The organism is Aeromonas sp. S41-2 (genome assembly GCF_027705845.1).
In the GTDB taxonomy this organism is placed as follows: Bacteria; Pseudomonadota; Gammaproteobacteria; order Enterobacterales; family Aeromonadaceae; genus Aeromonas; species Aeromonas hydrophila.
In genome coordinates this window covers 222,648-235,437 of record NZ_JAPDCG010000005.1, presented here as the reverse complement: position 1 = coordinate 235,437, position 12,790 = coordinate 222,648, and the positions used below count along the sequence as shown (strand labels likewise).

Below are 12,790 nucleotides of genomic sequence, written 5' to 3'. Positions count from 1 at the left end.
CCCGGGGTTTTTCTTTATGTCAACGGAAGTAACGATGCAGCTAACCAGCAAGGGGCTCAGCCTCTCCCTCGAACGTCCCCACGTCATGGGGATCCTCAATGTGACACCGGACTCCTTCTCCGACGGCGGTCATTTCAATCAGCTGGAGCGGGCGATGACTCATGCGCGCCAGATGGTGGCGGAGGGGGCGACCCTTATCGATATCGGTGGTGAGTCGACCCGTCCCGGTGCTCCCGATGTGAGCGAGCAGGAGGAGCTGGACCGAGTGATTCCGGTGGTGGAGCGCATGGTCGCCGAGCTGGAGGTGATGATCTCCCTGGATACCTCCAAGGCGGCGGTGATGCGGGAAGGCTGCGCGGCGGGTGCCCATCTTATCAACGACGTACGAGCCTTGCTCGAGCCGGGGGCCCTGGCCGCGGCCGCCGTTGCCAACGTTCCGGTGTGCCTGATGCACATGCAGGGACAGCCCAGAACCATGCAGGCAGAGCCGCATTATGACGATCTGCTGGGGGAGGTGAGGGCTTTCTTCGACGAGCGGATCGCCGCCTGCCTGGCAGCGGGAATTCGCAGGGAGCTGTTGTTGCTGGACCCCGGTTACGGTTTCGGCAAGACGCTCGCACACAACTATCAGCTGCTTGCCCAACAGGACAAGTTGCTCGATTACCAGCTTCCGCTCTTGGTCGGTATGTCGCGAAAGTCTATGATAGGCAACCTGCTTGGCCGCCCGGTTGATGAACGGCTGGCCGGCAGTCTGGCCTGTGCGCTCATCGGGATGCAGCACGGTGCCCGGATCATTCGGGTGCACGATGTGCGAGCGACCATGGATGCCTTGCGTACCGGCTGGATGGTCATGACGGGACAAGATTTCATATCCAAATAAAAAACGAGAACAGACAATGGCAAGAAAGTATTTTGGCACCGACGGTGTACGCGGCAAGGTGGGTGAATACCCGATCACCCCGGATTTCGTGATGAAACTGGGCTGGGCTGCGGGCAAGGTGCTCTCCAAGAAGGGTACTCGCAAGGTGCTGATCGGCAAGGATACCCGCATCTCCGGCTACATGCTGGAGTCCGCACTGGAGGCGGGCCTGTCCGCCGCGGGTCTCAAGGCCATTCTGATGGGCCCCATGCCCACCCCGGCCGTCGCCTACCTGACCCGCACCTTCCGGGCCGAAGCCGGCATCGTCATCAGCGCTTCCCACAACCCCTATTACGACAACGGCATCAAGTTCTTCTCCGCCGATGGTACCAAGCTGCCTGACGAAGTCGAGATGGCCATCGAAGCCGAGCTGGACCACGAGCTCAAGTGCGTGGAGTCCGCCGAGCTGGGCAAGGCACTGCGCATCGACGATGCCGCCGGTCGTTACATCGAATTCTGCAAGAGCACTTTCCCCTCCAATCTGAGCCTGGAAGGGCTGAAGATGGTGGTGGACTGCGGTCATGGTGCGACCTACCACATTGCGCCTTCCGTGTTCCGCGAGCTGGGGGCTGAAGTGATCGCTATCGGCTGCAGCCCGGATGGTCTCAACATCAACGACGGTGTCGGTTCGACCGCCCCCGAAGCCCTGGCGGCCAAAGTGCTGGAGTGCAAGGCAGATCTGGGGGTGGCCTTCGATGGTGATGGCGACCGTCTGGTGATGGTGGACAACACCGGCTATATCATCGACGGCGATGAAATCCTCTACATCATTGCCCGCGATGCACTGCGCAACGGTCGCCTCAAGGGCGGCGTGGTGGGCACCCTGATGGCCAACATGGGTCTGGAGCTAGCGCTGCAGACCCTCGGCATCCCGTTCGCCCGTGCCAAGGTAGGTGACCGCTACGTGCTGGAGATGATGAACGAGAAGGGCTGGCGCATCGGCGGCGAGAATTCCGGTCACATCATCTGCCTGGATCAGACCACTACCGGGGATGGCATCGTCGCTGCCCTGCAGGTACTGACTGCCATCTGCACTGCCGAGATGCCGCTGGCCAAGCTGCGCTCCGGCATGAACAAGTTCCCGCAGGTGCTGGTCAATGTGCGCTTTGCCGAAGGCAAGGACCCGCTGGTGGCCGACGCCGTGCAGCAGGAAGTGGGCAAGGTGGAACAGGAGCTGGCCGGTCGTGGCCGTGTGCTGCTGCGCAAATCTGGCACCGAACCCCTGATCCGCGTGATGGTGGAAGGGGAACATGAACAGCAGGTGCGTGATATGGCCCAACGCATCGCACAACAGGTTGAATCGGCGTTTTAATGAACAAAAAGGGCGGCTTTTAAGCCGCCCTGGTTGTATCTTGTTCAAACGATTCGAAAATTTGAAAATAGCGCTTGTCAGCTGACAATCCTCTGGATATTATCAGCCCCGCTTTCGCAAGGGAGTTGCCGATGGGACATCGCAAGCCGTTTGTAGCAGCCAACTGGAAGTTACACGGTAGTAGGTCGCAGTTAGAGCAGTTTACTGGTCAATGTCTGAAGGGCGTTGATGAACGAGTAGACGTGGTCTTGTGTCCATCCCATGTGCATCTCGACTTCACGGCCGCATTGCTCGGTGAGCAGCGGACAATGAAGTTGGGGGCTCAGAATGTGAGTCAGCACAGACAGGGCGCTTACACGGGGGAAATTTCGTGTCAGATGCTGGTCGAGGCAGGGTGTCGATACGTACTGGTAGGGCACTCCGAGCGCAGGCGTCTCTTTGGTGAGACCAGTTTTATCGTCGCAGAGAAGTTTGCGGCAGCCAGAGCGGCAGGTCTGATTCCCATCCTCTGTTTGGGTGAGTCAGGGGCGGCGAGGCAGGCGAGAAGAACCTTCGAGGTGATCGCCGAAGAGCTGGACATCGTCATAGAGAAAAATGGCGCGATGGCTTTCGATAATGCTATCATCGCCTACGAGCCGATTTGGGCTGTAGGTACAGGTAAATGCGCCACACCCGAGCAGGCACAAGAGGTTCATTCCTTTATACGTGGTCGCTTGGCGGAGGATACTCCGGTCATAGGTGAGAAAGTCAGAATCATCTATGGTGGGAGCGTGACGCCGGCCAATGCGAGAGAATTGTTTGCCCAGCCCGACGTTGACGGCGGCCTGATTGGTGGAGCAAGTCTCGATGACCAGACGTTTTTAGGAATTGTTGAAGCGGCAAAGGGTGCAAGTTAAATGTACGAGATTCTTTTGGTCGTTTATCTGCTGGTTTCACTGGCTCTGATTGGTCTGGTGATGATTCAGCAAGGTAAAGGGGCTGACATGGGCGCCTCCTTCGGCGCAGGGGCATCGAATACCGTATTCGGCTCCGGTGGTTCAGGCAGCTTCCTGACCCGCACAACAGCGATTTTGGCTACTCTGTTCTTCTTGATTAGCTTGGTGCTCGGCTCTATGTCCAGCAACAAGGTCAAACAGGGTAGTGAATGGGAAAATCTGCAACAAACCCAACAGGTTGAGCAGAGCAAAGCGCCAGTCAAGAAAGACACTGACGTTCCCGAGTAAGAGTTTTGCCGTGGTGGTGGAATTGGTAGACACGCTATCTTGAGGGGGTAGTGCTCTAGGGTGTGCGGGTTCGAGTCCCGCCCACGGCACCAATTAAGCAGTGAGCCCGGGTAACCGGGTGTATTATAGCCAGTCAGTCTTGTGTGACGAGGGTGAAGTGGCTATAATCTCGCACGATTTCGGACGCGGGGTGGAGCAGCATGGTAGCTCGTCGGGCTCATAACCCGAAGGTCGTCGGTTCAAATCCGGCCCCCGCAACCAAATTTCACGCATTTCCTACGCTCAGGAAGGCGGTCGCTGCGAGGCGACAATCAGGGTAAAGCGCCAAGCCCCGATTTGACATCGGGGCTTTTTGTTATGTGCAATTTACTCTGAACCAATTTCTATCTGGGCTTTATGCCCTTTTTTTGTTTTTTCGGAGGGTGACTTTGGCTACGTTGGAACAACGTTTGACCGATCTGCTCGAGGCTCCTGTCGTTGCCTTGGGCTTTGAACTGTGGGGTATTGAGTTTATCCGTGCGGGTAAACACTCCACCTTGCGCGTCTATATCGACGGCGAGCATGGCGTGAGCGTCGAGAACTGTGCTGAGGTCAGCCATCAGGTTGGCGCCATCATGGATGTCGAAGATCCCATCACCGAGGAGTATTACCTCGAGGTGTCTTCCCCGGGTCTGGATCGTCCCCTGTTCAAGGTTGCCCAGTTCGAAAAATACGTTGGCCAAGAGGCGGCGGTAACGCTTCGGATGGCAACAAACAACCGCCGCAAGTTCAAAGGCGTAATCAAAGCCGTGCAGGGCGACATGATCACCCTGACGGTAGATGGTAAGGACGAAGTGTTGGCTTTCACCAATATCCAAAAAGCGAACATAGTGCCGAACTTTGGTTAACGAGGCTATCGGATATGAATAAAGAGATTTTGCTGGTCGTTGACGCAGTTTCCAACGAGAAGGCGGTACCCCGCGAGAAGATTTTCCAGGCTCTGGAAACCGCGTTGGCGACAGCGACCAAGAAAAAATACGAAGGCGAGATTGAAGTTCGGGTCGAGATCGATCGCAAGACCGGTGACTACGACACTTATCGCCGCTGGGTGGTCATTGCAGATCAAGCTGCGATGGAAAACCCTTACGCCGAGATTACCCTGGAAGCTGCCCAGATCGAGCAGCCAGAGATCCAGATCGGTGAATACGTTGAAGATCAGATCGACTCTGTTACCTTCGACCGCATCACCACCCAGACTGCCAAGCAGGTCATCGTGCAGAAAGTGCGCGAAGCCGAGCGTTCCCAGGTCGTTGACCAGTTCAAGGACAAGGAAGGCACCATCATCAGCGGCGTGGTGAAGAAGAGCAACCGCGACAACGTGATCCTGGATCTGGGCAGCAACGCCGAAGCCGTGATCTTCCGTGACGACATGCTGCCGCGCGAGACCTTCCGCCCGGGCGACCGCATCCGTGGTCTGCTCTACGCTGTGCGTCCGGAAGCCCGTGGTTCCCAGCTGTTTGTCAGCCGTTCCAGCCCGGACTTCCTGAAAGAGCTGTTCCGCATCGAAGTGCCGGAAATCGGTGAAGAGATGATCGAAATCATGGGCGCAGCCCGTGACCCGGGTTCCCGCGCCAAGATCGCGGTGAAGACCAACGATCGTCGTATCGACCCGATCGGTGCCTGTATCGGCATGCGTGGTGCCCGCGTTCAGGCGGTCTCCGCCGAGCTGAGCGGCGAGCGCGCCGACATCGTGCTGTACGATGACAACCCGGCCCAGTACGTGATCAATGCCATGGCGCCTGCCGATGTGGCCTCCATCATTGTTGATGAAGACAACCACACCATGGACATCGCCGTGGAAGCCGCCAACCTGGCCCAGGCCATCGGTCGCAACGGTCAGAACGTGCGTCTGGCTTCCCAGCTGACCGGTTGGGAGCTGAACGTGATGACCGTCGAGGACATGCGTGCCAAGCACCAGGCCGAGAACGACCGCATCCTGACGCTGTTCACCAGCACTCTGGACATCGATGACGATTTCGCCAGCCTGTTGATGGAAGAGGGTTTCTCCACTCTGGAAGAGATCGCCTTCGTGCCGGTCAACGAGCTGCTGGCCATCGATGGCCTGGACGAAGACATGGTGGAAGAGCTGCGCAAACGCGCCAAAGATGCTCTGACCACCAAGGCTTTGGCCAAAGAAGAATCCTTTGAAGGTGTAGAACCTTCCGAAGAACTGCTCAATCTGAACGGCCTTGGCCGTGAAATGGCGTACGCACTGGCCGCTCGCGGCATCGGTACCCTGGAAGATTTGGCAGAGCAAGGCATCGATGACCTTGCTGATATTGAAGGGCTGACGGCAGAGAAAGCCGGTGAGCTGATTATGGCTGCTCGTAATATCTGTTGGTTCGGAGAAGAGCAGTCTGAGTAAGATCAAACGGAGGAAAATGAATGGCAGAAGTATCAGTCAAACAACTTGCCACTGACATCGACACACCGGTTGATCGTCTTCTCCAGCAGTTTGTCGATGCCGGTATCAGCAAGAGCAAGGCCGACGACATGGTCAGCGAGTCTGAGAAACAGACACTGCTGGCCCATCTGAAGAAACAGCATGGAGGTGACGAGGTCGCCGCTCCTGCCCGCATGACCTTGCAGCGCAAGACCAAGAGCACCATCAGTGTTCAGGGGACTGGCGGCAAGAACAAGGAAGTGCAGGTAGAAGTGCGCAAGTCTCGCACCTATGTAAGACGTTCGGCGCTGGAAGATGAACAGCGCCAGGCGGAAGCCGAGGAAACAGCGCGTTTGGAAGCAGAAGAAAAAGCTCGTCGCGAGGCCGAAGAGAAGGCCCGTCTCGACGCTGAAGAGAAGGCTCGCCGTGAGGCTGAGCAGGCTCGTCGTGAAGCTGAGGAAAAGGCGCGGATCGAGGCACAACAAAAGGCTCGACAGGCTCAACAGCCCGCCAAAGCAGCCGGTAGCACAGCTCAGCAAGAGGCAGAAAAGATGGCCAAGCGCGAAGCAGAAGAACTGAAGCGCCAACAAGAACAAGCAGCCTTGACCAAGGCTGAGGAACTCGCCGCGAAGAAAGCCGAAGAGGCTCGTGTCATGGCGGAACAGAACGCAGCCCGCTGGGCTGAAGAAGAAGCCGCTCGCGCCAAAGAGAGCAGCGATTACCATCTGACCACCAACAAGCACGCTCAGGCGGCTGAAGATGAGTTGGATCGTAAGGAAGAGACCAGCCGCCGCACTGCCGCTGCTGCCAAGGGCCCGAAAAAGGCCGGTCGTCGTGAAGACGATCGCGATGCGCGCAACCCGCGTGCTCGCAAGGGCAAGCGTGGCAAGGTTGCCACTCCGAACGCCATGAAGCACGGCTTCAACAAGCCGGCTGCCGCGGTGAACCGCGACGTGGTGATCGGCGAGACCATCACTGTGGCCGACCTGGCCAACAAGATGGCCGTCAAGGGCGTTGAAGTCATCAAGGTGATGATGAAGATGGGTGCCATGGCCACCATCAACCAGGTGATCGATCAGGAGACCGCTCAGCTGGTCGCCGAGGAGATGGGTCACAAGGTGGTGCTGCGCCGCGAGAACGAGCTGGAAGAGGCGGTACTGTCCGATCGTGACGAGACCTCCGAAGCCAAGCCGCGCGCGCCGGTCGTGACCATCATGGGTCACGTTGACCACGGCAAGACCTCGCTGCTGGACTACATCCGCAAGGCCAAGGTTGCCGCGGGCGAAGCCGGTGGTATTACCCAGCATATCGGTGCTTACCACGTCGAAACCGACAGTGGCATGATCACCTTCCTGGATACCCCGGGTCACGCGGCGTTTACCTCCATGCGTGCTCGTGGTGCCAAGGCCACCGATATCGTGGTGCTGGTCGTTGCTGCCGATGATGGCGTGATGCCGCAAACCATCGAAGCCATCCAGCACGCCAAGGCCGCTGAAGTGCCCTTGGTGGTGGCGGTCAACAAGATCGACAAGCCGGAAGCAGATCCGGATCGCGTCAAGACCGAGCTGGCCCGTTACAACGTCATGTCCGAAGACTGGGGTGGCGATTGCCAGTTCGTCCATGTCTCCGCCAAATCCGGCCAGGGCATCGATGACCTGCTGGAAGCCATCCTGATCCAGTCCGAAGTACTGGAGCTGAAAGCCGTGGTTGACGGCATGGCCAACGGCGTCGTGATCGAGTCCTTCTTGGACAAGGGTCGTGGCCCGGTTGCTACCGTGCTGGTACAAGAAGGTACCCTGCGTCAGGGCGACATCGTGCTGTGCGGCCTGGAATATGGTCGTGTCCGTGCCATGCGTGACGAGCTGGGTCGCGAGATCAAGGAAGCGGGTCCGTCCCTGCCGGTGGAAATCCTCGGCCTGTCCGGCGTTCCCTCTGCCGGTGACGAAGCCACCGTCGTGCGTGACGAGAAGAAAGCCCGTGAAGTGGCGCTCTACCGTCAAGGCAAGTTCCGCGAAGTCAAGCTGGCTCGCCAGCAGAAGGCCAAGCTGGAAAACATGTTCGCCAACATGACCGAGGGCGAAGTGTCCGAAGTGAACGTGGTGATCAAGGCCGACGTACAGGGTTCCGTGGAAGCGATCTGCGATGCCCTGGTCAAGCTCTCCACCGACGAAGTGAAGGTGAAGATCGTGGGTTCCGGCGTGGGTGGTATCACCGAGACCGACGCTACCCTGGCTGCCGCGTCCAGCGCCATCCTGGTGGGCTTCAACGTCCGTGCCGATGCTTCTGCACGCAAGGTCATCGAGGCCGAGAGCCTGGATCTGCGTTACTACTCCGTCATCTATGACCTGATCGACGAAGTGAAGCAGGCCATGAGCGGCATGCTGGCCCCCGAGTACCGTCAGGAAATCATCGGTCTGGCCGAAGTGCGCAGCGTGTTCAAGTCACCGAAGTTTGGTGCCGTGGCCGGCTGTATGGTCACCGAAGGTGTGGTCAAGCGTTCCAACCGTATTCGCGTTCTGCGCGACAACGTGGTTATCTATGAAGGCGAGCTGGAATCCCTGCGTCGCTTCAAGGATGACGTCAACGAAGTCAAGAACGGCTACGAGTGTGGTATCGCGGTCAAGAACTACAACGACGTACGCGAAGGCGACCAGATCGAAGTTTACGAGACCGTTGAAATTCAACGGACTCTGTAAGGCTGGAGTCAGATTAAATAGGGGGCCGCGGCCCCCTTTTATCGCAGGATAGAATATGGCCAGAGAATTTAGCCGGACCCGTCGGGTCGGACAGCAGATCCAGCGTGAAATCGCGCTCATTCTGCAGCGCGAGGTCAAGGATCCGCGCATCGGCATGGTGACCGTTTCCGATGTGGAAGTGTCCCGTGACCTCAATTACGCCAAGGTGTATGTCACCTTCTTGCAGCTGGAAAATGATGCCGAGCGCATCAAGGAAGGGCTCAAGGCGCTGACGGAAGCCGCTGGCTACATCCGCAGCCTGCTGGGCAGCGCCATGCGTCTGCGCGTGGTGCCCGAGCTGCGTTTCTTCTACGACCAGACCCTGGTCGAGGGGATGCGTCTCTCCAACCTGGTGACCAACACCATCCGTGAAGACAAGCGTCGCATGGCCGAATCCGGTCGTGAAGAAGACGATGCCGCGCCGGATGAAACTACTGAGGATAACGCCTGAGATGTCTCGTAGACGTCGTTTCAAGGGCCGTGACGTGCACGGTATCCTGCTGCTGGACAAGCCGACCGGGTTGACCTCCAACGATGTGTTGCAGAAGGTCAAGCGGATCTACAACGCCGCCAAGGCTGGCCACACCGGCGCTCTGGACCCGCTGGCAACCGGCATGCTGCCGATCTGCCTCGGCGAAGCCACCAAGTTCTCCCAGTATCTGCTGGAAGCGGACAAGCGCTACGAGGTGACCGCCAAGCTGGGCGAGCGCACCAATACCAGCGACTCCGATGGCGAGGTGGTCTCCACCCGGCCGGTGAACGTGGCCGTGGGTACCCTGATCGAGTCGCTGGACCAGTTCCGCGGCCCCATCATGCAGGTGCCGTCCATGTACTCAGCCCTCAAGCACAACGGTCGCCCACTCTACGAGTACGCCCGTGAAGGCATCGAGATCGAGCGGGAAGCCCGCCCCATCACGGTGTTCGAGCTCAAGCTCATCAGCTTCGAAGGGGATGAGGTCAAGCTGGAGGTGCACTGCAGCAAGGGCACCTACATCCGCTCCCTGGTGGACGACTTGGGGGAGGTGCTGGGCTGTGGCGCGCACGTCACCCAGTTGCGCCGTACCCAGGTGGCCAGCTATCCCTATGAGCGGATGCTGACCCTGGAACAGCTCGAGTGCATCTTCGAGCAGGCCAAGGCCGAAAGCATTCCGCCGCGCGAGCAGCTGGATCCGCTGCTGCTGCCGATGGACACCGCCGTGGCAAGCCTGCCCGAGGTGAACATGCTGGCTGCCGTGGCCGCCTATGTGAACCAGGGCCAGGCCGTGCAGGTCGCCGGAGCGCCGCAGAGCGGTCAGGTGCGCATGACGGTCGGTCCGGAGCGCGAGTTCATCGGCGTGGGCGAGATCGACGACGAGGGGCGCGTGGCGCCCAAGCGTCTGGTGCGTTATCACGACGAACACGACGAGGAGTGATCCTCAGGCGGTATCGACGGGTGTTGGCCGTTGTGGCTCTTTCCCGTTGCGAAAAGTGACGGGGACGATTATGATACCGCCCTCATTTCACGGCTGAATTAGAGATTGGCTGTGAACCTTTAAACACTCTACTGGAGTAATACCATGTCTCTAAATGCTGAGATCAAAGCTCAAATCGTTGCTGACAACGCTCGTTGCGCCAACGACACTGGCTCCCCCGAAGTGCAAGTTGCCCTGCTGACTGCCCAGATCAACCATCTGCAAGGTCACTTCAAGGAGCACTCCAAGGATCACCACGGTCGTCGCGGTCTGCTGCGCATGGTTTCCCAGCGTCGTAAGCTGCTGGACTACCTGAAGCGTAAAGACGTTCAGCGTTACGCTGCTCTGATCGCCAAGCTGGGTCTGCGTCGTTAATCGACCATCAGATTTCGCGAAAAAGGGGAACCTCCGGGTTCCCCTTTTTTATTGCGCGTCAGGCTGTTGCCGCCCTCACAGAATTTGTGTCGCTGCTTACCTTTTGCATCGAATCAAGTATACTTGCACGCGAATTTAAAGCGCCAAATTGTAAAAAGGAAATTCACGTGAATCCTATTGTAAAGTCATTCCAGTACGGTCAACACACCGTCACTCTGGAAACCGGAGTGATGGCCCGTCAAGCCACTGCGGCCGTCATGGTCAGCATGGACGATACCTGCGTATTTGTGACCGTGGTTGGCAAGAAAGAGGCCGATCACGGCCGTGATTTCTTCCCGCTGACCGTCAACTACCAGGAGCGTACCTATGCTGCTGGTCGTATCCCGGGTGGTTTCTTCCGTCGTGAAGGCCGTCCGAGCGAAGGCGAGACCCTGATCTCCCGTCTGATCGACCGTCCTATTCGTCCGCTGTTCCCGGAAGGCTTCCTCAATGAGGTTCAGGTGGTTGCCACCGTCATGTCCGTGAACCCGGCCGTTTCTCCCGACATCGTTGCCATGATCGGTGCCTCCGCGGCGCTGGCCATCTCCGGTATCCCGTTCGGCGGCCCGATCGGTGCAGCCCGCGTGGGTTACATGAACGGTCAGTACGTGCTGAACCCGACCACTACCGAACTGCCGCAGAGCGATCTGGACCTGGTAGTGGCCGGTACCGCCAACGCCGTGCTGATGGTTGAATCCGAAGCGGCCATCCTCTCCGAAGAGGTGATGCTGGGTGCCGTGGTGTTCGGTCACGAGCAGATGCAGGCCGTTATCAACGCCATCAACGAATTCGCTGCCGACGTCGGTACCAAGCCGTGGAACTGGACTGCTCCTGCCGTCAACGAAGCGCTGAAAGCCAAGGTTGCCGAGCTGGCGACAGCTGAGCTGGGTGAAGCCTACCGCATCACCGAGAAGGCCGTGCGTTACGAAACCATCGGCGCCATCAAGGCTCGCGTGGTTGAGCAAGTCATCGCTTCCGGCGTGGAAGAAGATGCCAAGAAGATCGGCGAAGAGTTCCACAGCCTGGAAAGCCGCATCGTCCGTGGTCGCGTCGTCCGTGGCGAGCCGCGCATCGATGGTCGCGATCCGGAGATGATCCGCGCCCTGTCCGTCGCCACCGGCGTACTGCCGCGTGCCCACGGCTCCGCCCTGTTCACCCGTGGTGAGACTCAGGCCATGGTCGTTGCCACCCTGGGTACCGAGCGTGACGCCCAGAACATCGACGAGCTGACCGGCAACCGCGCCGATCGCTTCATGCTGCACTACAACTTCCCGCCATACTGCGTCGGTGAGACCGGCATGATGGGTAGCCCGAAGCGTCGTGAAATCGGTCACGGTCGTCTGGCCAAGCGCGGCGTTGCTGCCGTGATGCCGAGCGCCGACGAGTTCCCGTACGTGGTACGCGTGGTGTCTGAAATCACCGAATCCAACGGCTCCTCCTCCATGGCCTCCGTCTGTGGTTCCTCCCTGGCGCTGATGGACGCCGGTGTGCCGATCAAGGCCTCCGTTGCCGGTATCGCCATGGGTCTGGTGAAGGAAGAAGAAGGTTTCGTCGTGCTGTCCGACATCCTGGGTGACGAAGATCATCTGGGCGACATGGACTTCAAGGTTGCCGGTACCACCGAAGGTGTGACCGCACTGCAGATGGACATCAAGATCGAAGGCATCACCAAAGAGATCATGGAGATTGCCCTGAAGCAAGCTCGTGGTGCTCGCCTGCACATCCTGAAAGTGATGGACGAAGCCATCCAGGCACCGCGTGCCGAGATCTCCGATTTCGCCCCGCGCATCCACACAATCAAGATCAACCCGGAGAAGATCAAGGACGTCATCGGTAAAGGTGGCTCCGTGATCCGTGCGCTGACCGAAGAGACCGGCACCAACATCGAGCTGGATGATGACGGTACCGTCCGCATCGCCGCCGTTGACGGTGATGCCGCCAAGGAAGCGATTCGCCGTATCGAGGCCATCACCGCCGAGATCGAAGTGAACCGCATCTATGAAGGCAAGGTTGTCCGTCTGGCTGACTTCGGTGCCTTCGTCAACATCCTGCCGGGCAAAGACGGTCTGGTGCACATCTCCCAGATCACCGATGCACGCGTGCAGAACGTGGCCGACTATCTGAAGATCGGTGACGTGGTGAAGGTGAAGGTACTGGAAGTGGACCGTCAGGGCCGCGTGCGTCTCTCCATCAAGGAAGCGAACGCCCCGACTGAAGCCGCCGCCGAGCCGGCTGTTGCCGCCGTCGAAGAGCCGGCCGCCGAATAAGCCGCCGAGCCGTGAAAAAGCCGACCTCAGGGTCGGCTTTTTTTATA

The 12,790-nt window shown here is 58.8% G+C and carries 11 protein-coding genes and 2 tRNA genes; all 13 read left to right on the top strand.

What is annotated here, in order from left to right:
* Window positions 1–34 precede the first annotated feature (34 nt).
* The 13 genes from folP (at window position 35) to pnp (ending at window position 12,743) form a co-directional block, all read left to right on the top strand.
* Window positions 35–880 (top strand): dihydropteroate synthase, encoded by an 846-nt coding sequence (gene folP, locus OKC44_RS13910; protein ID WP_270813492.1) that lies wholly within the window; start codon window positions 35–37, stop codon window positions 878–880.
* A gap of 16 nt (window positions 881–896) precedes the next feature.
* Window positions 897–2,231 (top strand): phosphoglucosamine mutase, encoded by a 1,335-nt coding sequence (gene glmM / locus OKC44_RS13905; RefSeq protein WP_270813490.1) that lies wholly within the window; start codon window positions 897–899, stop codon window positions 2,229–2,231.
* 131 nt (window positions 2,232–2,362) lie between these two features.
* Window positions 2,363–3,127, top strand: coding sequence for a triose-phosphate isomerase (gene tpiA / locus OKC44_RS13900; RefSeq protein WP_011707077.1), 765 nt, complete (start codon window positions 2,363–2,365; stop codon window positions 3,125–3,127).
* Window positions 3,128–3,454 carry a preprotein translocase subunit SecG gene (gene secG / locus OKC44_RS13895; RefSeq protein ID WP_010633113.1) on the top strand — a complete coding sequence of 109 codons (327 nt, stop codon included), beginning with the start codon at window positions 3,128–3,130 and terminating at the stop codon, window positions 3,452–3,454. It begins immediately after the preceding gene.
* 7 nt (window positions 3,455–3,461) lie between these two features.
* Window positions 3,462–3,546: transfer RNA gene (locus OKC44_RS13890), tRNA-Leu, on the top strand.
* A gap of 92 nt (window positions 3,547–3,638) precedes the next feature.
* Window positions 3,639–3,715 (top strand) — tRNA-Met (locus OKC44_RS13885).
* Window positions 3,716–3,882: 167 nt separating this feature from the next.
* Window positions 3,883–4,341, top strand: coding sequence for a ribosome maturation factor RimP (gene rimP / locus OKC44_RS13880; RefSeq protein WP_016351719.1), 459 nt, complete (start codon window positions 3,883–3,885; stop codon window positions 4,339–4,341).
* A 14-nt stretch (window positions 4,342–4,355) separates the two neighbouring features.
* A complete protein-coding gene (gene nusA, locus OKC44_RS13875) occupies window positions 4,356–5,858 on the top strand; it encodes a transcription termination factor NusA (protein WP_011707075.1) in 1,503 nt (500 codons plus the stop codon).
* Between the two features lie 20 nt (window positions 5,859–5,878).
* Window positions 5,879–8,572: a translation initiation factor IF-2 gene (infB, locus tag OKC44_RS13870; protein WP_016351718.1), complete on the top strand. Its 2,694-nt coding sequence runs from the start codon at window positions 5,879–5,881 to the stop codon at window positions 8,570–8,572.
* Between the two features lie 55 nt (window positions 8,573–8,627).
* The gene (rbfA, locus tag OKC44_RS13865) at window positions 8,628–9,062 is read left to right on the top strand and encodes a 30S ribosome-binding factor RbfA (RefSeq protein WP_011707073.1); all 435 of its coding nucleotides are present in this window, start codon (window positions 8,628–8,630) and stop codon (window positions 9,060–9,062) included.
* Between the two features lies 1 nt (window position 9,063).
* A complete protein-coding gene (gene truB, locus OKC44_RS13860) occupies window positions 9,064–10,023 on the top strand; it encodes a tRNA pseudouridine(55) synthase TruB (protein WP_016351717.1) in 960 nt (319 codons plus the stop codon).
* A gap of 144 nt (window positions 10,024–10,167) precedes the next feature.
* Complete coding sequence (gene rpsO / locus OKC44_RS13855; protein WP_005298162.1) at window positions 10,168–10,437, top strand: 30S ribosomal protein S15; 270 nt, start codon at window positions 10,168–10,170, stop codon at window positions 10,435–10,437.
* A 167-nt stretch (window positions 10,438–10,604) separates the two neighbouring features.
* A complete protein-coding gene (gene pnp / locus OKC44_RS13850) occupies window positions 10,605–12,743 on the top strand; it encodes a polyribonucleotide nucleotidyltransferase (RefSeq protein ID WP_011707071.1) in 2,139 nt (712 codons plus the stop codon).
* Window positions 12,744–12,790 lie beyond the last annotated feature (47 nt).